24 protein-coding genes are annotated in these 20896 nt (G+C 44.5%); 7 read left to right on the top strand and 17 right to left on the bottom strand.

All coding sequences use genetic code 11. The features are described 5' to 3' along the window. Positions 1–51: 51 nt before the first annotated feature. From argS to pta, 10 genes are all read right to left on the bottom strand, one after another. Positions 52–1710: an arginine--tRNA ligase gene (gene argS / locus ERX40_RS08460; protein ID WP_133418069.1), complete on the bottom strand. Its 1659-nt coding sequence runs from the start codon at positions 1708–1710 to the stop codon at positions 52–54. Between the two features lie 2 nt (positions 1711–1712). Next, positions 1713–2117, bottom strand: a complete 405-nt coding sequence (locus tag ERX40_RS08465; protein WP_133418070.1) for a YwiB family protein — start codon at positions 2115–2117, stop codon at positions 1713–1715. Positions 2118–2246: 129 nt separating this feature from the next. Next, positions 2247–2756 (bottom strand): YwhD family protein, encoded by a 510-nt coding sequence (locus ERX40_RS08470; RefSeq protein ID WP_133418071.1) that lies wholly within the window; start codon positions 2754–2756, stop codon positions 2247–2249. Positions 2757–2766: 10 nt separating this feature from the next. Continuing rightward, positions 2767–4062, bottom strand: a complete 1296-nt coding sequence (locus ERX40_RS08475) for an HD domain-containing protein (RefSeq protein ID WP_133418072.1) — start codon at positions 4060–4062, stop codon at positions 2767–2769. Between the two features lie 74 nt (positions 4063–4136). Continuing rightward, complete coding sequence (locus tag ERX40_RS08480) at positions 4137–4613, bottom strand: GNAT family N-acetyltransferase (protein WP_133418073.1); 477 nt, start codon at positions 4611–4613, stop codon at positions 4137–4139. Positions 4614–4715: 102 nt separating this feature from the next. Then, on the bottom strand, positions 4716–5819 hold the full coding sequence (locus ERX40_RS08485) for a peptidogalycan biosysnthesis protein (RefSeq protein WP_133418074.1): 1104 nt from the start codon (positions 5817–5819) through the stop codon (positions 4716–4718). 13 nt (positions 5820–5832) lie between these two features. Then, positions 5833–6945 (bottom strand): ATP-grasp domain-containing protein, encoded by a 1113-nt coding sequence (locus ERX40_RS08490; RefSeq protein ID WP_133418075.1) that lies wholly within the window; start codon positions 6943–6945, stop codon positions 5833–5835. A 136-nt stretch (positions 6946–7081) separates the two neighbouring features. Next, positions 7082–7408 carry a YuzB family protein gene (locus ERX40_RS08495; RefSeq protein WP_133418076.1) on the bottom strand — a complete coding sequence of 109 codons (327 nt, stop codon included), beginning with the start codon at positions 7406–7408 and terminating at the stop codon, positions 7082–7084. Further along, on the bottom strand, positions 7398–8237 hold the full coding sequence (locus tag ERX40_RS08500) for a lipoate--protein ligase family protein (protein ID WP_208001674.1): 840 nt from the start codon (positions 8235–8237) through the stop codon (positions 7398–7400). The genes ERX40_RS08495 and ERX40_RS08500 overlap by 11 nt, the downstream gene beginning before the upstream one ends. Next, positions 8237–9223 carry a phosphate acetyltransferase gene (gene pta, locus ERX40_RS08505; protein ID WP_133418077.1) on the bottom strand — a complete coding sequence of 329 codons (987 nt, stop codon included), beginning with the start codon at positions 9221–9223 and terminating at the stop codon, positions 8237–8239. The genes ERX40_RS08500 and pta overlap by 1 nt, the downstream gene beginning before the upstream one ends. A gap of 153 nt (positions 9224–9376) precedes the next feature. Between pta and hemQ the strand changes: the two genes are divergently transcribed. Then, on the top strand, positions 9377–10126 hold the full coding sequence (gene hemQ / locus ERX40_RS08510; RefSeq protein ID WP_133418078.1) for a hydrogen peroxide-dependent heme synthase: 750 nt from the start codon (positions 9377–9379) through the stop codon (positions 10124–10126). 320 nt (positions 10127–10446) lie between these two features. Here hemQ and ERX40_RS08515 read toward each other — a convergent pair whose 3' ends face one another. From ERX40_RS08515 to ERX40_RS08530, 4 genes are all read right to left on the bottom strand, one after another. Next, positions 10447–11472 (bottom strand): ferrated catecholamine ABC transporter substrate-binding lipoprotein SstD, encoded by a 1026-nt coding sequence (locus ERX40_RS08515; RefSeq protein WP_133418079.1) that lies wholly within the window; start codon positions 11470–11472, stop codon positions 10447–10449. Between the two features lie 93 nt (positions 11473–11565). After that, on the bottom strand, positions 11566–12369 hold the full coding sequence (locus tag ERX40_RS08520; RefSeq protein WP_133418080.1) for an iron ABC transporter ATP-binding protein: 804 nt from the start codon (positions 12367–12369) through the stop codon (positions 11566–11568). After that, positions 12362–13315, bottom strand: a complete 954-nt coding sequence (locus ERX40_RS08525) for an iron chelate uptake ABC transporter family permease subunit (protein WP_133418081.1) — start codon at positions 13313–13315, stop codon at positions 12362–12364. The genes ERX40_RS08520 and ERX40_RS08525 overlap by 8 nt, the downstream gene beginning before the upstream one ends. Then, positions 13299–14261, bottom strand: a complete 963-nt coding sequence (locus tag ERX40_RS08530) for an ABC transporter permease (protein ID WP_133418082.1) — start codon at positions 14259–14261, stop codon at positions 13299–13301. The genes ERX40_RS08525 and ERX40_RS08530 overlap by 17 nt, the downstream gene beginning before the upstream one ends. A gap of 237 nt (positions 14262–14498) precedes the next feature. Between ERX40_RS08530 and ERX40_RS08535 the strand changes: the two genes are divergently transcribed. Continuing rightward, positions 14499–15836 carry an APC family permease gene (locus ERX40_RS08535; RefSeq protein ID WP_133418083.1) on the top strand — a complete coding sequence of 446 codons (1338 nt, stop codon included), beginning with the start codon at positions 14499–14501 and terminating at the stop codon, positions 15834–15836. Positions 15837–16019: 183 nt separating this feature from the next. On the opposite strand, the gene ERX40_RS08540 is transcribed toward ERX40_RS08535, so the two are convergent. From ERX40_RS08540 to ERX40_RS08550, 3 genes are read right to left on the bottom strand one after another with little or no spacing between them, the layout of a single operon-like run. Next, positions 16020–16382, bottom strand: a complete 363-nt coding sequence (locus ERX40_RS08540; protein WP_133418084.1) for a DUF423 domain-containing protein — start codon at positions 16380–16382, stop codon at positions 16020–16022. A gap of 9 nt (positions 16383–16391) precedes the next feature. Continuing rightward, positions 16392–16664, bottom strand: coding sequence for a DUF5327 family protein (locus ERX40_RS08545; RefSeq protein WP_133418085.1), 273 nt, complete (start codon positions 16662–16664; stop codon positions 16392–16394). Beyond that, entirely contained in the window at positions 16645–17322 is a 678-nt protein-coding gene (locus ERX40_RS08550; RefSeq protein WP_133418086.1) for a uracil-DNA glycosylase, read from the bottom strand. The genes ERX40_RS08545 and ERX40_RS08550 overlap by 20 nt, the downstream gene beginning before the upstream one ends. Positions 17323–17433: 111 nt before the next feature. On the opposite strand from ERX40_RS08550, the gene thiD reads away from it, so the two are divergent. The 5 genes from thiD (at position 17434) to ERX40_RS08575 (ending at position 20879) form a co-directional block, all read left to right on the top strand. Beyond that, positions 17434–18264, top strand: a complete 831-nt coding sequence (thiD, locus tag ERX40_RS08555) for a bifunctional hydroxymethylpyrimidine kinase/phosphomethylpyrimidine kinase (protein WP_133418087.1) — start codon at positions 17434–17436, stop codon at positions 18262–18264. Positions 18265–18381: 117 nt separating this feature from the next. Then, positions 18382–18738 carry a YojF family protein gene (locus tag ERX40_RS08560; protein ID WP_133418088.1) on the top strand — a complete coding sequence of 119 codons (357 nt, stop codon included), beginning with the start codon at positions 18382–18384 and terminating at the stop codon, positions 18736–18738. A gap of 11 nt (positions 18739–18749) precedes the next feature. After that, positions 18750–19412 (top strand): bacillithiol biosynthesis deacetylase BshB2, encoded by a 663-nt coding sequence (gene bshB2, locus ERX40_RS08565; RefSeq protein WP_133418089.1) that lies wholly within the window; start codon positions 18750–18752, stop codon positions 19410–19412. 21 nt (positions 19413–19433) lie between these two features. Further along, positions 19434–20306 (top strand): GTP cyclohydrolase FolE2, encoded by an 873-nt coding sequence (gene folE2, locus ERX40_RS08570; RefSeq protein WP_133418090.1) that lies wholly within the window; start codon positions 19434–19436, stop codon positions 20304–20306. 9 nt (positions 20307–20315) lie between these two features. Next, positions 20316–20879: a sugar O-acetyltransferase gene (locus ERX40_RS08575; protein WP_208001675.1), complete on the top strand. Its 564-nt coding sequence runs from the start codon at positions 20316–20318 to the stop codon at positions 20877–20879. Positions 20880–20896: the final 17 nt, after the last annotated feature.

Consider the following 20896-nt stretch of genomic DNA (forward strand, 5'->3'; position numbering starts at 1 on the left):
CCTCTTTCATTATAGAAAAAAAGCGGAACTGAGCAGCAGTCCCGCTATTTCCTACATTTTTTCCGGTGCTGATACACCGATAAGCGTCAGAGCGTTCTTTAAAGTGATTCTGACCGCTTCAATCATCGCTACATGTGCCCTAGATTTCTCAAGATCATCCGTCAGCACTTTCTCTGCATTATAGAACTTATGGAAGTGGCTCGCCAGATCCTGGATATAGTTCGTGATGCGATGCGGTGCCCGGTTTTCAGCCGCTGATTCAATCGTGCTCTCAAAATCAGCCACACGTTTTAACAGTTCAAATGCCTTGTCGTGGGTGATCAGGCGGAAGTTCGCCTGTGAATCCACTTCAATTCCCTGCTCTTTCGCTGCACGGATGATGGAACAGATACGTGCATGTGCATACTGTGCATAATAGACAGGGTTATCGCTTGATTCACTCGTTGCGAGTTCCATATCGAAGTCGAAGTGTGTATCAGGGCTACGCATTGTCAGGAAGTAGCGTGCTGCATCGATACCGACTTCATCCATGATATCGCGCAATGTGATCGCATTGCCTGTACGTTTACTCATCTTCATCTCCTGACCATCCTTCATCAGGCGGACCATCTGCATAATCTGTATCTCAAGCCGGCTGGAATCAACGCCGAGTGTCTCAAGAGAGGCTTTCAGACGCGGGATATAGCCATGGTGATCGGCACCGAATAAGTTGATGAGTATATCGTTGCCGCGTTCGACCTTATCGAAGTGATACGCGATATCCGGCAGGAAATAAGTATAAGTGCCGTCGCTCTTGATCAGCACACGGTCTTTATCATCTTTGAAATCAGTTGTGCGCAGCCACATTGCATCATCCTGCTCAAATGTATAGCCATTATCCTTCATTTTAGAGAGTGCCGCATCAATCTTTCCATTTTCATAAAGAGACGATTCGCTGAACCAGTTATCGAAATGAACATTGAAGTCCGCCAAATCCTGCTTCAGCTTTTTCATTTCATATTCAAGACCTAGTTTACGGAATGTCTTAATACGCTCATCGCTCGGCATGTCTTTGTAATGTTCATCTTTCTTTGCCAGCTCTTCAGCGATACCGATGATATCTTTGCCGTGATAGCCATCAGCAGGCAGCTCTGCTTCCTCGCCAAGCGCCTGCAGATAACGGGCTTCGATTGAATAAGCTAAGTTTTCGATTTGTTTACCGGCGTCATTAATATAGTATTCACGTTCAACACGGTATCCTGCAGCATCCAGCACATTCGCCAGCGTATCACCGACTGCCGCATTACGCGCATGCCCGATATGCAAATCGCCTGTCGGGTTGGCGGAAACGTACTCAAGAAGAATCTTCTCCTCTTTCTTCTCGATCTGATGACCGAACTGATCCTGCTGCGTCAAGGCCTGAGAAATCACTGCGGTTAAATAACTGTTATCCATATAGAAGTTGATGAACCCCGGACCCGCAATCTCCACTTTATCAACATGTGCTTTAGAAGCATCAAGGTGATCAACGATAAGCTGCGCAATCTCACGCGGGTTACGCTTCGCCAGTTTCGTCAGTACCATTGCAATATTGGATGCATAGTCACCGTTCGTAGTGTCTTTCGGTGTTTCAATCTTGATTTCAGGTACTTCCTCCACTAACTCTGCTTTCTGAATGGCTATCTTGATCTCATCGATCAAGGTGCTCTTAAGCTGATTGACAATATTCATCGTTATCTCTCCTTATAATCCAGTTGATATTTAAAATGTCCATGACTCTCGCCCTGTTCACTGAGCTCATACTCGATGATGAGACGGCCACCGACCGATAGATTTTTAAATTCCAGCTTTGTCGTATAGACATCCATAACGGTACGTCCGGCCGGTGTCTGATACGTGTTCTGCGTCGTCCTGCCCTCGACAAAAAGAAAGTCCATATTGATCGTTCCTTTGCGCGAGATCCTGACGCCGGCAGAATCCAGTTTGACTCTGACCGCAATCGTCTCCTCACCTACTTCTTCAGTGTAGAAGAGATAAGGCACACGTTTCTCAGTCAGTTCCCCTGCACTTTCCTGCCTGAACTTCTGCAGCTGGTTATTCTGTTTGATTTTCTGCTCAGTTGACACCCAAATTTTCATTTTATTCACCTGCTAACAGTATAGCAAAAAATAAAGAAAGCAGGTACAAAGACCTGCTTTCTTTAGTGTCCTAGCTATTTTTATAGCTATATTTATCTTACTGCTGTACGCTTAATAATTCAAGCTGCTTCACTGTTCTGACACATTTAGCTGTGCCTTCAGTTCAGCGGGAGCATTCTGCCACATTACGGCATTATGCTGCTGCAGAAACTCAGCAAGTATCTGCTTATTGTCATCCCCGATCTGATCGATAATAAAGTGATGTTTCATCGATTTATCCATCATATTGACATGTTCATGCATCCGTTTGAACGCTCGCTTTTTCGTCTTGTTGACAAGCATGTAACAGGCAGTGACGCCCGCGTAATACGGACCTGCCGGACCTCGTTCTGTCGTGACCCAGACAAGCCAGTAGGGTTTCGCGTTCTCCCCCTCTACTTCGGCCTCATTATCAATCCATTTCACACGCTTTTCGACTTCACTTCTCGCATGCATCGCACCGATATCGATAAATGCACGTTTTTCAAGCACGTCAATGAAGACAGGTGCAATGTTCTCGAGACTGATGGAACCTGCATTGGTTCCTTTATGACCATCAAGTGGATCGTTCTTAATAATATTGAACTGGAACTGTGTCATTTTTTCACCTCTAATTAAGTTCGTTGAGTAAGTTGATGATAGCACCCTTGATTTCAGGGTTCTCTATATTGATGATCATCTCTTTCGGATAATAGAGCTTATAATCCATGCGATTGACACCTGTGATACTATTGATAATCACTGACTGGGTACTGATCTCCTTGATTGTATCCTGTCTTGTCAGCAGATGAATCGGCTGACGGTTATTTTTAGAACCTGGCCTGTCGTAGTCGTAAGGCAGATCGCTGAAGGCATCAGAAACGAAATAATACTCAGGATCAATCCCCGCCTGGATGAACAGTTCAGTCAATTCGCCAATCGTAATAACAGAACCATCGAACGGCAGATACTTGAACAGGTCCCGGTTGACAAAACGACTTGACAGATCACTTAATATCGCATCTTCTTCCTCCATCCATTCCTGCAGATAAAAGAACAGAATCGTTTCATCCAGCTTCAGGTAATCCTTGACAGAGACTTCACCTTTGAAGAAAGGCAATAGATAAGCCGGTTCCGACTTAAATTGATAGCCTGCCTCGTACAGGACTTTTACCCGTTTGAAACAGCGGTTAAGTAATACTTCTCCACCGCGGCTGACCGGATGAAAATAAATCTGCCAGTACATCTGATAGCGGCTCATGAGATAATCCTCGACCGCATGCATGCCGCTCTCCTTGATGACGACCTCATCCTCAGTTGGCCGCATCAGTCTTAAAATACGCTCCATATCGAAACTGCCGTAACTGACGCCTGTATGATAAGCATCACGCTGCAGATAATCCATACGATCCGCATCAATCTGCGAGGAAATCATCGAGATAACCAGCTTATTCTGGTGGGTCTTATTGATGACATCCGCGACTTCCTGCGGGAATCCCGGATGAACACGCGACAGCACCGCATTGACTTCTGTATCTCCGGTAATAATAGCCCGCGTGTAGGCCTCATGGTCTGTATGAAAGATCTTCTCGAAACAATGAGAGAACGGACCATGTCCTAAATCGTGAAGAAGAGCTGCACATAATGCGAGCGGTCTGTCCTCGTCATGCCAGGCAGAGCGGTTGTGAAAAATTTCATCAATCATTCTTCTGACAATCTCGTAGACACCGAGTGAATGAGTGAACCTTGAATGTTCCGCCGATGGGAACGATAAATAAAGCGTACCAAGCTGCTTAATACGTCTCAGCCGCTGAAACTCTTTCGTTTTAATCAGGTCCCATATCAGCTGGTCTCTGACATGAATATAACGATGCACAGGATCTTTAAAAACCTTTTCTTCAGGCATTTTCTGAAATTGATAGCTCATTCGTTTCCTCCGACATAGTATATGTTAATTTTACCATAAAAAAAAGAAACGCTCTCTTATAGCGTTTCCTCTGATTATTTCAAACTTTTCTTCAGCAGACCTGTCGTCACCATTTCACCGAATAAATTCTCTTCGTATTCACGAACGAGTTCAAAACCATATTTGTGATAGAACTGACACGCTATCTGATTATCGGTTGCGACTTCAACAAACAGCTCATTATAATCACTGCAGATCTTCAAGCCTTCATCAATCAGCCGTCCACCGATATTCTGTCGCTGAAAGCCTGGGATTACATAAATAGCGGATAAATAAAGCTCTGTTCCGTTGATCAGATTAGTAAAGCCGACGACCTGTCCGTCTGCTTCAGCCACTAAGAAAAGTGAGCTCTCAAGACGTTTTTCAAGTCGCTCATCACTATAGGCTGCAGCGAGGAACTGGACAATAGTACTCGCCGCCAGGATATTCTGATACGTGTCATGCCATGCCATCGTCGCGACACGGCGGATAGCAGAAATATCTTCTGTCGTTGCTTGTCTAATATTTACCATGCATTACACCTCTCAGCAAAAAAGAAAAGGCGGACCCAGGTCCGACTCGTCAATGTTGTAGTTCAATTATACATCAAAATTATCAGAATAATAACTAAACATTTATTTGAACTGTAATTTTTTCAGTAAGATTTCACCTATAGGCGTTGCACATCTCATAAAAAGATCATAGAAGATCCGCTGCTCAACAGGCAGATGTTTTGTATAGACCAGATGATACTCAAGATGCGGCCGCGACCCACGAGCGAGCTTATAAGCCTTTGCGCCTGCGCTATTGTTGATTTTAAGGTTATAATCCTTTGCATACTGATAGAGCAGGCCGCTCGTCATAAAGTACAGCCCTTTATAAGACTGGTCCATACCGAAATAAACCGGAAACAGCATATCTCCTTTCTGCTGGACCGCCATAAAGGAAACGATAACTTCTCCTTTTTTAAGAACAAACCATTTAAACGGCATGTGCTGATACATAAACCGGAAAAAGTCAGCCGTATAATGCGGGTTATGTCTAGAATATTTATCCAGATAAACCTGGTTGTAAAGAGGAATCAGTTGTTCGAATTCAGTGTCATTCAATTGATCCGTGACAGTCAGCCCACTTTTTTCAAGCCTTTTGATATCTTTTTTTAAATCCTTGCGCTCATTCTTATTATGGCTGTCAGCCGAATCAAAAATGTAGACTGCACGTGAAATCAGCGGCTCATAGCCTGCCTGTTCCAGCGTCGTCTTCATATGCTCATCACTGATTGTACGGAAGACAAGTGCATGACGGCGGTAACGACGTGTCAGTTCATCTGTTATCTTGCCAATATATTTCAGCTGGCCTTCAGTATATAGTGTTGTCGACATAAATGAAGGGTAGAGGGTCACCGTCTTCTCGCGTGTACCTCGTAAGAGCAGTCTGCCTGCTGCAAGCAGAAACATTGCCCCTTTTTTCAGAAAGACCGGCATTTCCATCCGTTCTACTTCACTGACCATCTCTTCGATATACTGTCCTGTAAAGGAGTGAATCCAGCTGTCCTTATAGCCACCCGTCTTCACACTATAAGGAATCAGCTGACCTTCAATCAGCAGCACCTCCACTTTAGCATGGACGTTGGTAATACCTTCTTCAACCCCCTTCATTCTGTACTTCAGATAAGCCTTCTCGACCGGCGAATCGAAGACCTGCTCAAACGGAATAGCTTCGAATCTCGTGTAAATCATCCAATCCCCCAATTCATATGCTGATCAGTTCATCATTCCATTCAATATCGTACGTTGTGATCGCATTCACCGTCACTTTCTGACGTTTAGCGGAAAACCACCACTGCGCGCCGCTGATCAGCTGTTCAAAGAAAATCACTTTCTCATTTGGATGCCAGAAAACGTCCTTGCCGTATTTCAGTTTGTCGAATGTATCTTTCTTCGGTTTCTTCATCCAGTTGAAAAGTGAAACGAATATCAGCTGCCGGGTCTCATATATCGGTGCACATGTTTCCAGATTCCATACTGCAGGCTGCATGAAAAGTGCACCGTTCGTTGCACGGGGATTACATTCGATAAAATAGAACTCACCTGTCTTATCGCACTGAATGACATCAAAGGCAATCTGATAGGACCAGTTCAGTTTCTTTATGACTGCTTCAATGACAGTCTGCAGTTCAGGGTTCTGCTGTGACCGGAAGTGTGTTGAGCAGTTATAGCTTTCATGGGTATTCGATAGATAAAGAGAAGTCGACAATGCTTTTCCGTCGTGAGACATTGAATAAGAGCACCACTCTGTCCCGTAGATCAATGACTGGATCATAAACGGGAACTCCACTTCATTCCCGAACTCAAGAGAATATCTTGATAATTTACGAACCGACTGGCCGAAACGGCCGAACGGCTGCTTGACGATATAATGTTCAGCGGGGAACCGCGTAATGAAAGCAGTTAGTTCTTTCTTAGTAGAGACATAAGCTGTATCAGGTACTCTGAAGCCCATATCATCGATCAGCTGTGTAAAGCTGAATTTGTTATGGACAGAAAGCATCTTATCGATATCTTCCACCCAGACCGGTGCTGTAAGTAAATGTTTGCAATGAGAAAGATAGAAGGACTCTTCGTTCAGCGGTAGAATATAGTCTATATCGTGTTCGCAGATAATTGCATTGATATCAGCAATATACTCCTGAGTTGAAAAACGTGGCGAAGTCGTCACGATGAACGCCTCAATAAATTTCGAATGCTTGATGCTGACCTTTGTCGTTGAATCTGTCAGATAAACTTGATTCCCTAATGCCACTTGCTGCTGAACCACTGCGTAAGAGATCGGAGCACGCGCACCTGTCATCAAAATACGTTTCATCTGAATCCACCCTTCATCTCATATTATCTTCTCTCTCACTATAGCAACGAGATGTAAAGGCCTAGTAAATTTGAGCTAAAGAATGTGTTTTGAATTGTAAAGAAAAAAGTTCCACTGACAGCTGTCAGCAGAACTTTTATTTCAGACGTTTCGCTTTGATCTTAGCTTCCTGTTCTTCCATACGACGCTTACGCTCTTCGTTACGTTTCTGAAGTCTTGCCTCTTCCTCCGGATCGCGTTTCTGTGCGAGTCGTTTCTCGACTTTCTCCATCAGCTCTTCCTCTGTATGGGCTGCACAAGGACGGTTGTTCACAAATGCGAATGTTTTCTTCCGTCCGGGACCACAGTAGGATTGACATGCGACTTCCACTTCAGCATCTGGATCGAGTTTTTCGAGTTTAGGTAACAGCGTCCGCAGGTTAACACCTTGGCAGTCATCACAGACTTGAAACTTATTGCGCATTGTTGTTCACATCCTCCATATGTTTTATCATCTTTTTGTTACGCTCAATCATTCTATCGAAGTAATCATTATACAATGACCACGTGTCATCTGTCATCTTCACCATCGATAATTCTGAACCCAGTGATTTCATGGAACCGAGCAATCTGAAGAGAACATCTTCCACCGTCAGTTCAAAGCCGAGCAGCTCACTTAAGCTTGCCATATCTCCAGGATGAATATCAGGATAAGAGAATTTCGTCTCCTCGCCCTGCAACGCAAGTCTGTAGAATTCCTGCATAAGACGCGCTCGCTCGCTGCCGCTTCCTTCAACACAGAGATAAATCTGTACAGCAACACCGCCGCGTACACGGCGCTGAGAGATGCCGGCAAATTTCCTATTATCGATACTCAGGTCATAGCTGCCCGGACAGTAAGAATGCTTGATTTCCTTGGCCTCAATCACAACACCGTAATCCTTGAACATCTCTTTGATGAGGTCATACATCAACTCATAGCCTGCATCAATCGAGAAGGTCTGTCCGCCGTCAAAGATAAGCGATATATTGAGCACCCCACTGTCCAGCACGACGCCAAGACCGCCCGAATTACGAACGATAGCGCCGTAACCATGGTCAATCAGGTAATCAATCCCGTCCTTCAGATGCGGCAGTCTGCTGTCATGAATGCCCAGAATAATGACGTGCTGATGCACCCATGTCCGCACGACACTATTCCAGTTATTCTGTCCGACCAAGTGACAAAAGGTGTCATCAAAACTGAAGGACTGCATAGGCTGCAGTCCTGTCGTGTGATCAATATATTGCCACTTGCCGTGAAACTTAGACATTAAAGCGTCTGTGCTGCTGTGATGATGGCCAGATCATAGACATCGTCAGTCGAGCAGCCGCGTGATAAATCGTTAACTGGCGCATTCAAACCTTGCAAGATAGGTCCGATTGCATCGAATCCACCTAAACGCTGCGCAATCTTATAACCGATATTACCCGCTTCAAGACTAGGAAAGACGAATACATTGGCGTCACCCTGGATAGGTGATTCAGGTGCTTTTTTAGCCGCTACAGAAGGAACAAAAGCTGCATCGAACTGGAATTCGCCGTCAATTATAACATCATCAAGTCCTGCCTCTGCTTTTTTGTCCTGCGCTAAACGAGTCGCTTCAACGATTTTTTCTGTTTCAGACGTTTTAGCAGATCCTTTAGTTGAGAAGCTGAGCATCGCAACTTTAGGTTCCATACCGAAGCTCTGCGCTGTTTTTGCACTTTCAACAGCGATTTCAGCTAAATCAGAAGCTTCCAGTGTCGGGTTGATGGCACAGTCACCGAAAACATACTGCTCATCTTCCCGTAACATGAAGAAGACGCCAGAAGTCTTTGAGACGCCTGGTTTAGTTTTGATGATCTGAAGGGCCGGACGCACTGTATCAGCTGTAGAATGAGCGGCACCTGATACAAGACCTGCTGCCTGACCTGTATGCACAAGCATTGTACCGAAGTAGTTGCCATCATTCATCATCTGTTCAGCCTGTTCTTCAGTTGCTTTACCTTTACGGCGTTCAACGAAAGAAGCGATGAGTTCTGAGCGTAACTCGCTGGTTGCAGGGTCAATCGTTTCAAGACCGTCTAAAGATAGACCTAATTTCTCGCTGACTGATTTCAGTTCATCTGCATTACCTAACACAACAGGTGCCACATAATCCGTTTTGCTGAGCTCAACCGCCGCTGCGAGCACACGCTCGTCATTCCCTTCAGGAAAAACGATACGAACATTTTTGCCTTCTAATTTGCCTTTTAGTACGTCTAATAAATTAGCCATAATAGCCTCCTAGTATTGTTTCATACAATTTACATTCTTATTATAGAGCATTTGAATACAGAATTCACGTCATCAATTTGTAAATGTCTGAATGCAGAATTTTCCGCTTATTATGGTATATTGGAGAAGAATAAACTATGAGGAGAGATATCAATGATTGAAGCAGCAAAAACATTAGATGGCTGGTACAGCCTACACTTGTTCTATGCCATCGATTTTTCAAGCCTGAAACTGGTTGAAGCAGAAGACCGCGAACAGATGGTCACCGAATTAAAAGAATATCTGTCAAAGCTTGAAGCGAACCATGAAGCAAAAGAAGGTTCATATGCGTTCTATAACATCACAGGCCAGAAAGCAGACCTGATGCTCTGGCTGCTGCGTCCTGAAATGAAACAGCTGACGATGCTTGAAACTGAATTCAATAAACTTGCAATCAGCGATTACCTGATTCCGACATATTCATACGTATCAGTCATCGAACTCAGTAATTACTTAGCAGGTGACTCTGATGAAGACCCGTATCAGAATCCACATGTACGCTCACGTCTCTACCCTGAGATCCCTCGCAGTGAATATGTCTGCTTCTATCCGATGGACAAACGCCGCGAAGGTAACGATAACTGGTATATGCTCGACATGGATCATCGCAAAGGCTTAATGCGCTCACACGGCATGATTGGCCGTGGCTATGCAGGTAAAGTCAAACAGTTCATCACAGGTTCAGTCGGCTTTGATGATCACGAATGGGGCGTCACACTGTTTGCTGATGATGTTCTTCAGTTCAAAAAACTGGTCTATGAAATGAGATTCGACGAAGTATCCGCACGCTACGGCGAGTTCGGTGAATTCTTCGTTGGCAATATCCTGACACAGGACGATCTATCCCCATTATTTGAAGTATAAAATAAGAGAAACCCGGCTGCACATAACGTGTTGCCGGGTTTTGTCATAGGATGGTCACGGTTCTTTCGCATGTCTCGCCGGAACCATGACTTTTTCGCTGCTTTATCTGGCGTTTCATCTGCTTGATTCTCTACTTGTGTTGTCGCTTCTTATGTAATAACAGATTCTGTCACTTTATTCTTCACCAAATAAAGCATACCTGATAGAATAATCACACTATCACTCACTACTACCTTTTTATTCATGTCCTCATCTCTATTTATTTACATCATATACAGTAATAATGAAAAAAGCGATCCTGCTCAGGATCGCCTCACTTCTTACTTATATGCTTTCTCAATTTCATCAATCTGCTGCATTGTTGTTTTCACACCGCCACTTGAGAAGTACCACAGGTATGGGTCCACATCGATGACTTTCTTGTTCTTGATTGCACTCACATCTTCGATGACTTTGTTTGATAACGCTTGTTTGCTTGATGATTTGCCACCGACAGCTACGCCTCTGTCCATCGCGAAGATGATGTCAGGGTTTGTTTTGTTGAAGTATTCGTAGTTCACGACCTGGCCGTGTCCTTCTGCTTTGATATTTTTGTCCGCTTCTTTCACGCCGAGAACGTCATGAATGAAGCCGAAGCGTCCGCCTTTACCGAATACTGATAGCTCGCCTTCGTTCGCTAATACAAATAAGCCGGTTTTATCAGATGCTTCAGTTTTCTTTTTAACTTCTGCGATCTTATCATCCAATGCTTTATTTAACTTTGTTGTCTCTTCTTCTTTATCGAACATTTTACCGATATTGTCTGTATTCGCTTTAACGCTGTCGATATAAGCAGTGTCTTTCGTACCCATGTAAACGATTTTCGCGTCTGGTGCTGCTTTTTTCATCTCATCCATGACTTTCGCACTTGCCTGACGTGCTGAGATCAGGATGACTTCGGGATTCAGTTCAGCTAATTTCTCGAAGTTAGGTTCTTTCAGTGAGCCGAGATTCGCATATTTATCGTCTTTGAAATCTGACAGAAATTCAGGGACTGAACGGTTTCCTTCACCTTTAGGCAGACCGATGACATGATCAGATAGACCCAGTTCCTGCATAGTTGTAAGGGTACCGTAGTCAAATACTGCTACTTTTTTAGAGTTTTTAGGAACTTCTACTTTTTCTGTAACGTCTTTAGCATCGCTACCATCTTCTTTTTCACCCATCATTTTGTATTCATTTGTGATTTCCACTGTGCTGTTGTCAGCTGTTTTCTCTTTTGTTGCTGATTCTTTCTTATCTGCCCCACATGCTGCTAAAACCATAATCAATGCAAAACTTAGTAATAAAAGTGCGTATTTCTTCATCATAATCTCCTTAGTATTTGTTTTTCCCCCGAATTTTTTGCCCAAAATTAAACACTGATGCTCTCCCGGCACCACTCCTCTCAATGACCTATCTTATACCAGCTGCACTTCTCTGACGTAGTCATCCACCGTTTTCTCGTCATCAAAATAGACACAGATCTGCTGACCGAAGATGCATTCGATATTGATATCCATATCGTAGACTTTTTTCAGCGCTTCCGGCGTGATAGCATCATCTTTAGGGCCGTCAAGCAGAATCTCGCCTTCTTTCATTGCAACGATGTAATCCGCATAGCACGAGGCGAAGTTGATGTCATGGATAACAATGACGATTGTTTTCTGTTTCTCGCGCACCAATCGGCGAAGCAGCTGCATCATCTGTACGGAATGTTTCATATCCAGATTGTTCAGCGGTTCATCCAGGAAGATATAATCCGTATCCTGTGCCAGTGTCATGGCGATAAATGCACGCTGGCGCTGGCCACCTGACAGTTCGTCGAGATAAGCATCCTGCATGCTGCCAAGTCCCATGTAATCAAGCGACTCATCGACAATTCGGTCATCTTCCTGTGACAACCGTCCTTTTGAATAAGGGAATCGACCGAAATTCACAAGGTCTCTGACCGATAATTTGAGGTTCGTATGGTTGCTCTGTTTCAGAACAGCCAGTTCACGAGCCACCTGGTCACTTTTCATTTTTGTGATTTCTGCACCGTTCAGCTCAACTGAGCCTCTTGTGACATCAATCAGACGTGTCGCAGCGTTCAGCAGCGTACTTTTCCCGGCACCATTCGGACCGATGATTGCTGTGATAGCCCCTTTTTTAATTTCAGTGGACACGTTATTCAGAATCTGTTTCTTACCGATCTCTATGCTTAAGTTACTGACTTTAATCATGTGCACCCTCCTTAAAGAGTAAATAGATGAAGTACAGACCGCCGACGAAGTTGATCATAATGGTGATTTCCGTCGTACCGTCAAAGATATACTGTGTCATCATCTGACCGACCATCAATGTAATGACCGATACCAGAATCGTACTGATGATCAGCAGTCTATGTTCGTATGTGCGGATGAACTGATAAGTGATGTTACAGACGATAATACCAAGAAATGTAATAGGTCCGACCAGCGCCGTTGAAATGCTGACCAGTATGGCGACGACCAGCAGCATGCTGCGTGTCAGCTTATCGATATCGAGACCTAGATTAAGTGCATGTATCTTGCCGAGGCTGAGGACATCCAGTTCGGCGCTCCTGCGGTAAATATAGATGAGCAGTGCGCCGATCAGTAAAGCACAGAGAATCAGCAGCTTTTCGTTCACTGTATTGAAACTTGCGAACATTCTGTCCTGCAGCATCAGGAAATCATCCGGGTTCATTACCATATGCATGAAGCTGGACAGACTCTGGAAACATGTCCCCATCACGAGTCCGAAGAGCAGAATGAAGTAGACTGATGTGTTCTTTCTGAACACCAGCTTGAACAATCCCAGTGTGAAGATGATCATCAGAGTGACTGATAAAAAGAAATTGATGTATGTATTCATCAATAGCGTGCTCACTGCACCGAACAGAAAGATGATGATCGTCTGCAGGAACAAGTAGACGGCATCCAGACCGATGACTGATGGTGTCAGCAGATGGTTCTCTGTGAGGGTCTGAAATATCAGTGATGACACACCAATCGCCGCTCCTACCAGAATGATGGCTGCGACCTTACGGAGACGTGCCGGTAATACATAACCCAGTGCGTTCATATTGAGCTGAATCACAATATATAGACCGGCCAGCAGGACAGCGACCGTAAGCAGGGTCAGGACTTTCTTAGATTTTAGCGACATAATCATTTCTCCTTTTCAAGAGCAGTAGCATGAACAGCACACTGCCGATAATACCAAGCGTCAGCCCGATAGGAATCTCATACGGAAAAATAATCAGTCGGCTGAAGATATCAGCCACCATAACAAGAATGGCGCCGAGCAGTGCAGTAAACGGTAAAGTTTTCTGCAGATGATCACCTACAAACAGATAAACGATATTCGGTACAACAAGTCCGAGGAAAGGAAGTACACCGATCGTCACAACAACTGTCGCAGAGACGATGGCACTGATAATCACCCCGATATTCATAATTTTCTCGTACTGAATACCAAGGTTACGGCTGAATGACTCACCCATGCCTACAATTGTGAAGTGGTGAGCGAATACATAGATGACGATGACCATCGGGATGATGATGAATAAAATTTCATAGCGGCCTGAGGTGATCATTGAGAAGTCTCCCACAAAGAAGTTGCCGATGCTCTGCATCGCATTGAAACGCAGTGCCATAAACGTCGCAAAACTCGAGACGATATTACCGAGCATCAGACCGACAAGTGGAATAAAGATGGCATCCTTGTATTTGATCCGGTTGACGATAAACATAAACGCCAGCGTACCGATGATTGCGGCTGCGATAGCAAAGACAAGCTTCACCAGAATATGTGTATCCGCAAAGAAAATCATCGCGACAAGTATACCGAGCTTGGCAAAATCCATCGTTCCTGCAGTGGTGGGTGATACGAACTTATTACGGGTCAGTTGCTGCATCAAGAGACCGGCAACACTCAGTGCGACCCCAGCTAAAATGATGGAGATAGTTCTAGGGAGCCGACTATTGATCAATATATTTTTTTCATTAGCTGTCAGATGAAAAAGATGTTTCGGTGCAAGATCCACAACACCTATAAAAACAGAGAGTATGGACAGTGCAGCGAGTAAAAGAACAAAATAACGCAACTTCATGATGAAACTCCTCTGCAATTGATAATCATTATCAACTATTATCATACCAAATAATCGACATAGTTCAACTGTTTTCACCCATTTTTCAGTATTAATTTCTGAAAGAAGTCATTTTATTAGTTAACAGAAAATTTAAATTAATCATCATATTTTATGTATGGGTATCCAAAAAGGGTATTTCACAACTCTTTTTCATGCTATATTTATGAGGAGTTATTTTACCAAGGGGGAATATTTATGAGTCAACAAGAGTCGCTGAAGAAATCCATCGGACTGCTGACTGCTGTAACGATTGTTGTAGGTACAATCATCGGTTCCGGTGTATTCGTCAAACCTTCAGTCGTCCTCGGTCATGCAGGATCCAGTAACCTTGCTATCTGGGCATGGGTTGTTGGGGGTATTCTAACCCTTGCAGCCGGTCTTACAATTGCTGAAGTCGGCGCACAGATTCCTAAGACAGGCGGATTATACGCTTATATCAGAGATATTTACGGTCGTTTCTGGGGCTTCCTGACCGGCTGGGTACAGACCGTCATCTATGGTCCTGCCATCATCGCTTCTCTCACATTATTTTTCGGCATTCTTATTTCCAACTTTTTTGGTTTAGATGAGAGTCTCGGTGTCTGGATCGGTATCGCTGCACTAACCTTTTTAGTCGTGCTGAATATCATGGGTACAGGCCTAGGCGGCGCGATGCAGAATATTACAACAATCGCCAAACTGATTCCCGTCTTTGCCATCATCATCTTCGGTTTATTATGGGGCAAGGCGGATATCTTCAATCAGGACGTCACACACCTGATTAAAGACCAGGGAGAAATCAACTTCGGCCGTGCCGTTCTCGCGACATTATTTGCTTATGATGGATGGATCATGCTGACGAACTTGACAGGCGAAATGAAAAATGCAAAGCGCAATCTACCGCTTGCAATGCTCATCGGTCTATCGGTTGTCACACTTGCCTATGTCTTCATCAATATCGCAGTCTTCCATGTCATCCCTGCTTCTGAGCTCATTGGTATGGGCAACACCAGTTCCGCACAGGCCGCTGCTGTTCTATTCGGTTCAGTCGGAGCTAAGATTGTCAATATAGGTGTCATCATCTCCATCTTCGGCTGTCTGAACGGCAAGATTATGACGTTTCCGCGTGTGCCCTTTGCGATGGCTGATGATCATTTACTGCCATTCTCAAAATTGATCGGTTATGTGAGTCCTAAGACGAATACACCCGTCGGTGCGCTCGGCATTGTTTATATACTTGGACTTTCACTTGTATTACTGACGCTCGCCTTCCCTAAAACTGTCAATGCGGACTACTTGTCTGAAATATGTATCTTTGTCATCTATGTCTTCTATATCATGGCATTCATCGGTTTGTTCTTACTTAGAAAACGCATTAAAGGACCTCGTGCCTACTCAGTGCCACTTTATCCGATAGTACCGATTGTCGCTATACTCGGTGGTCTCTTCATCATTGTCAGCACGCTCCAGAGTGATTTTCTGGGCGCTCTATATTCATTGATTATTGTAGCTATCGGTATTCCGTTCTATTTGATGCTGAAAAAGCATGTTTAATGGATGCCAGGAATGGATATAATTAAGAAAACCATAATACTTGAAAAGAGGACATCATAATGAAAAGACTAATTCAGTTATTGATTAAATTAAGCCCGATCATTTTACCGATTCTACAACGCCAGTTAAACAAACGTAACAACTATAATAAATAAAAAATAGACTCCCGAGGGAGTCTATTTTTTATGCTTTCCATGCGGCCAGAATGAGCAGCAGCCAGCTCGCGATGAAGAGTGCACCGCCAATTGGTGTGATGGCCCCCAGCACTTTTATCTGGGTGACTGCGAGAATATAAAGCGAACCACTGAAGAATACGATACCTGCTGACATCAACCAACCTGCTGTATTCAGATTAAGCGATGTTGTGCCATTTAATATTCCTATCATGATTAAACCTAACGCATGATACATCTGGTAGGTCGTAGCCTTATTCCAGATATCCAGATATTTCGGCGGCAGTTTGCCTTCAAGGCCATGTGCGCCAAACGCTCCGAGTGCTACTGCCATCATTGCGTTAAGCGCTCCTATAATTAAAAATGTCTTCATGTCATCCTCCTAAAAATCAAATAATGAGTCCCCATTACCAAATCCATCATCAGTTACCGCTTTCGATTGTTCAGGGCTTCCACCCATCATCTTCAGTTCAGCGGCCGTAATTCTGTTTGTCTCCTCTTGCATCGAAGACTTTACAACGTTGTCGTTCAAGTTCTGCTGACCCAGTACGGCCAGTGTCTGAATAGCATACATGTGCTTGCTGAATTCATTATCACTTGCTGTGCGTGCTTTTTCAAGTTCGGCCTGTATCTGATTAACGATCTGCGTTTTCATTCATGATAACCTCCTTACACCAGTCAATAGGGTCAAGACCATGAGCCATTAGATAATCATTGGTCTGACTGTAAGGTCTGGAGCCGAAAAACCCTCTGAACGCACTGAGCGGACTCGGATGCACACTCTTGATGATATGATGTTTAGCTGTATCAATCAGAGGAATCTTGGACTGTGCAGGTTTGCCCCAGAGAATAAAGACGATATGCTCCCGATGATCAGACAGGGCCTGAATGACTTCGTTCGTAAACGTCTCCCAACCGATGCCACGATGCGAGTTTGCCAATCCTTTCTCCACTGTCAGAACCGTGTTCAGCAGCAGGACGCCTTCCTCAGCCCATCCTGTCAGTTCACCAGTGTGACGTTCGCATCCTATGTCCTCAGCCAGTTCCTTGTAAATATTGCGAAGTGATGGCGGCAGTTTCGTCCCATTCTTCACTGAAAATGCCAGTCCGTGTGACTGTTCGGGTCCATGATAAGGATCCTGGCCAAGTATAACGACCTTCACCTGATCAAACGGTGTATATTTAAATGCATTATAGATGTTCTCTCGAGCAGGATAGATTTCCTTGGTCCGGTAGGCTTCCTCCAGAAAGGCATCCATCTCCTTGAAATCATGTTTTTCCTTTATTTCCTTGAAAATAGTTTCCCAGTTCATAACATCACCTCTCCACCTGAATTGTATCACAATTTATAAGCATTTTATTTTGTCATACCCGCATTCGTGCTATGATAATAATAATCAGAAAAAAAGAATGGGGTATGCGTAATGTCACTCAAGAAAACTTTAACCATTGCAGGATCAGATACAAGTGCCGGCGCTGGTATGCAGGCAGACTTAAAAACATTCCAGGAACTCAACACATATGGTATGGTCGCGCTGACAGCAATTGTCACCATGGACCCGGAGACATGGAGTCATGATGTAACACCATTACCGATTGAACTGCTTGATCAACAGATCAAGACAGCACTTTCCATCGGCCCTGATGCTATCAAGACAGGAATGCTCGGTACAGAAGAAATCATCGGCCGTGCAGCACAGGCCTTCAAAGAGTCCGATGCTGAAATTTTTGTGGTTGACCCGGTGATGGTATGTAAAGGTGAAGATGAAGTATTAAATCCAGGTAACACAGATGCCATGATCAAAGAGCTGCTGCCGCTCGCAACAGTGGTCACACCGAACCTCTTTGAAGCAGGTCAGTTATCCGGACTCGGCAAGCTGACTTCAATTGACGAGATGAAAGAGGCGGCGCGCATCATTCACAAACGGGGTGCTAAGCATGTTGTCATTAAAGGCGGCAAAGCACTTGAGGGGGCTGAAGCAGTAGACCTCTACTTTGACGGGAAGACTTATACATTACTGACAACTGATAAGTTCCAGTCATCCTACAACCACGGGGCAGGCTGTACATTTGCAGCAGCGACAACAGCTAACTTGGCAAATGGCCTCACACCACGTGAAGCAGTCATCGACGCTAAAGCTTTCGTTGCATCAGCTATCAAGAACGGCTGGAAGATGAATGACTTTGTCGGCCCCGTACAGCACGGCGCTTACAACAAGGTCGAGAAAATCGACGTACAGACAGAAGAAGTATAAAATAATGACAGTGAAGAGTGGACCATACGGTGCACTCTTCTTTATGAGCAAAAAGTATATAATTCAGTCATTTAATTTAGTAAACTAATAGCAGGACATTTATGAGGAGTCGTAACGATGGAATTAATCAATGAACAAGCTGTTCAGCAACATTTGAATGAATTCACCAATGAACCTGTCTATCTGCACGTCGAAACGACAAACGGTGCCTATGCATCTCATTTCGATGAACGTGTCTTCAATGCAGGAACATTTTTGCGCAATATTAAAGTCACTTATATCCAGGGTAAGATCACAGGCGGTAAAAAAGACCCTTACCGCGTCGGCCTTAAGCTTGAAGGTGGCTGGGTGTACGTCCAGGGACTCACGCATTACGAAATCGCAGAAGACGGTGCTTTTCTGATGGCAGGCCATAACTATGACGGGCAACTGGCTGCCGCTTTGGAAATCAGCAGAACACCGTTTCATTTATAAGAGGTGCACACATGACAGAATCACAAGTATTAGTTGTATTCCCCCATCCTGATGACGAGGCATTCGGTGTCTCAGGAACACTCGCAAAATTCATAGATGACGGCGTCCCTGTGACATATGCCTGTCTGACACTTGGCCAGATGGGTCGTAATTTAGGTAATCCCCCTTTTGCAACACGTGAATCATTGCCGTCCATCCGCGAGAAGGAGTTAGAACACGCAGCCGAAGCAATCGGTATCACAGATTTACGCAAGATGGGTTACCGTGATAAGACGCTTGAATTCGAAAAGACAGAGGACCTGGCAAATATGGTGGGCGCGCTGATCGATGAACTGAAGCCATCTCTCATCATCTCGTTCTATCCAGGCTATGCAGTCCACCCTGACCACGAAGCAACAGCAGATGCGGTAGTAGAAGCCGTACGCCGCCTGCCTGAAAACGAACGTCCCAAATTACATCTCGTCGCGTTCAGTCATGATACATTTGATGAACTGGGCGCTCCTGATGTAGTGATAGATATTACAGGCTACGAAGAAAGAAAAATGAGAGTACTCGAGGCCCATGCTTCACAGACCGGCCCGATGCTGAAAAACCTCGCTGCAGATTCGCAGCAAGCTGAAGAAGCACGCGATATGTGGTTGAAAACTGAGCGATTCTACAGCTACTCTTTATAAAGATATTTAGGAGATCAGTAAATGAAAGAATATAATTTAAATACAAGAGAAGGCCGCTGGAGACATTTCGGCTCAGTGGACCCGGTCAAAGGAACGAAACCAACAGAAAAAGAACGCATGACAGACCTGCAGAGTTCCAAGAAAGACTTTTTATTCGAGATCGATCACGTCGGTATCAAAAATCTGACGTACCCGGTTCGGATCGGTGACTTTCAGACAGTCGGGAACTTCAGCTTGTCCACACACCTCGCAAAAGACGAGAAGGGTATCAACATGAGCCGCATTCTGGAGTCGGTTGAATCACACTACGATGGCGGTCTGGTCCTTGATTTCGCCACACTCAAGAAAGTACTCATCACTTTACAGACAGCAATGAAGCAGAAAGAGGCATCCGTTGAAGTGGAAGGCGTCTGGTTCTTCGATCGCTTCAGCCCGGTCACGAACTTAAAAGCGGTCGGTCATGCGGATACAGTTTTTGCGATGACTGTCGCTGATGAAGAAGTCTTGAATCAGTCACTGACTATCAAAGCAGAAGTCACCACACTCTGCCCGTGCTCAAAAGAAATCAGTGAATACTCTGCACATAACCAGCGAGGTGTCGTCACAGTGCAAGCAGACCTCACAGAAGACTTACCCGCTGACTTCAAAGAACAGATGCTTGAAGCCATGGAAATCAACGCCTCAAGCATGCTTTATCCTATCTTAAAGCGTACAGATGAGAAATCTGTGACAGAACGTGCATATGAAAATCCCCGTTTCGTTGAAGATTTACTGCGCCTGATCGCTGCAGATCTAGTTGAACTTCCGTTTATCAAAGGCTTTGAAATCGAATGCCGTAATGAAGAGTCCATTCATCAGCACGATGCATTTGCTCGTCTTAAATACAGCAAATAAGGCGTACTTATGACTGAAAAAGAGAAGATGCTGAACGGCGAACTTTATGACCCTCAGGACCCAGTTCTTGCTAATGACCGTATACAGGCGAGACTGGCAGTGCGCAGTTACAATGCTATACCCGAGAATTTGGCAGATGAACGCCAGAAAAAAGTTAAAACAATTTTTGGTTCAACCGGTGAACATGTTCATGTTGAAAGTAATCTTAGAGTTGACTATGGTTACAATATTCATGTAGGTGAAAACTTTTACTCAAATTATGACTTGACGCTGCTTGACGTCGCAAGAATTGATATCGGAGACAACTGTATGATTGCACCCGGTGTCCATATCTATACGGCGACGCATCCAATCGATCCAGTTGAACGAAAGAGCGGTGCTGAATACGCGAAGCCTGTTAAAATCGGTCATAACTGCTGGATCGGCGGACACTCTGTCATTAATCCGGGCGTTACAGTCGGTGATAATGTAGTCATTGCAAGCGGCAGCGTAGTGACAAAAGACGTCCAGGACAATGTCGTAGTCGCAGGTGCCCCTGCTCGAGTGATTCAGATAATCGAGTTAGAAGAATAACAGAAAAGTTACAGTTC

Origin of the sequence: Macrococcus carouselicus (assembly GCF_004359515.1) — a bacterium.
GTDB lineage: Bacteria > Bacillota > Bacilli > Staphylococcales > Staphylococcaceae > Macrococcus > Macrococcus carouselicus.

Excerpts from the sequence above, each read along its gene's own strand:
- ERX40_RS08480 (WP_133418073.1), bottom strand. The coding sequence starts at position 4,613 with ATGGTAAATATTAGACAAGCAACGACAGAAGATATTTCTGCTATCCGC.
- ERX40_RS08545 (WP_133418085.1), bottom strand. The coding sequence starts at position 16,664 with ATGAAAACGCAGATCGTTAATCAGATACAGGCCGAACTTGAAAAAGCA.
- ERX40_RS08500 (WP_208001674.1), bottom strand. The coding sequence starts at position 8,237 with ATGTCTAAGTTTCACGGCAAGTGGCAATATATTGATCACACGACAGGA.
- folE2 (WP_133418090.1), top strand. The coding sequence starts at position 19,434 with ATGAAAGAATATAATTTAAATACAAGAGAAGGCCGCTGGAGACATTTC.
- pta (WP_133418077.1), bottom strand. The coding sequence starts at position 9,223 with ATGGCTAATTTATTAGACGTACTAAAAGGCAAATTAGAAGGCAAAAAT.
- ERX40_RS08525 (WP_133418081.1), bottom strand. The coding sequence starts at position 13,315 with ATGTCGCTAAAATCTAAGAAAGTCCTGACCCTGCTTACGGTCGCTGTC.
- ERX40_RS08465 (WP_133418070.1), bottom strand. The coding sequence starts at position 2,117 with ATGAAAATTTGGGTGTCAACTGAGCAGAAAATCAAACAGAATAACCAG.
- ERX40_RS08520 (WP_133418080.1), bottom strand. The coding sequence starts at position 12,369 with ATGATTAAAGTCAGTAACTTAAGCATAGAGATCGGTAAGAAACAGATT.
- ERX40_RS08575 (WP_208001675.1), top strand. The coding sequence starts at position 20,316 with ATGACTGAAAAAGAGAAGATGCTGAACGGCGAACTTTATGACCCTCAG.
- ERX40_RS08530 (WP_133418082.1), bottom strand. The coding sequence starts at position 14,261 with ATGAAGTTGCGTTATTTTGTTCTTTTACTCGCTGCACTGTCCATACTC.
- ERX40_RS08540 (WP_133418084.1), bottom strand. The coding sequence starts at position 16,382 with ATGAAGACATTTTTAATTATAGGAGCGCTTAACGCAATGATGGCAGTA.
- ERX40_RS08535 (WP_133418083.1), top strand. The coding sequence starts at position 14,499 with ATGAGTCAACAAGAGTCGCTGAAGAAATCCATCGGACTGCTGACTGCT.
- ERX40_RS08470 (WP_133418071.1), bottom strand. The coding sequence starts at position 2,756 with ATGACACAGTTCCAGTTCAATATTATTAAGAACGATCCACTTGATGGT.
- ERX40_RS08475 (WP_133418072.1), bottom strand. The coding sequence starts at position 4,062 with ATGAGCTATCAATTTCAGAAAATGCCTGAAGAAAAGGTTTTTAAAGAT.
- hemQ (WP_133418078.1), top strand. The coding sequence starts at position 9,377 with ATGATTGAAGCAGCAAAAACATTAGATGGCTGGTACAGCCTACACTTG.
- ERX40_RS08495 (WP_133418076.1), bottom strand. The coding sequence starts at position 7,408 with ATGCGCAATAAGTTTCAAGTCTGTGATGACTGCCAAGGTGTTAACCTG.
- ERX40_RS08490 (WP_133418075.1), bottom strand. The coding sequence starts at position 6,945 with ATGAAACGTATTTTGATGACAGGTGCGCGTGCTCCGATCTCTTACGCA.
- ERX40_RS08515 (WP_133418079.1), bottom strand. The coding sequence starts at position 11,472 with ATGAAGAAATACGCACTTTTATTACTAAGTTTTGCATTGATTATGGTT.
- bshB2 (WP_133418089.1), top strand. The coding sequence starts at position 18,750 with ATGACAGAATCACAAGTATTAGTTGTATTCCCCCATCCTGATGACGAG.
- ERX40_RS08550 (WP_133418086.1), bottom strand. The coding sequence starts at position 17,322 with ATGAACTGGGAAACTATTTTCAAGGAAATAAAGGAAAAACATGATTTC.
- ERX40_RS08485 (WP_133418074.1), bottom strand. The coding sequence starts at position 5,819 with ATGATTTACACGAGATTCGAAGCTATTCCGTTTGAGCAGGTCTTCGAT.
- thiD (WP_133418087.1), top strand. The coding sequence starts at position 17,434 with ATGTCACTCAAGAAAACTTTAACCATTGCAGGATCAGATACAAGTGCC.
- argS (WP_133418069.1), bottom strand. The coding sequence starts at position 1,710 with ATGAATATTGTCAATCAGCTTAAGAGCACCTTGATCGATGAGATCAAG.
- ERX40_RS08560 (WP_133418088.1), top strand. The coding sequence starts at position 18,382 with ATGGAATTAATCAATGAACAAGCTGTTCAGCAACATTTGAATGAATTC.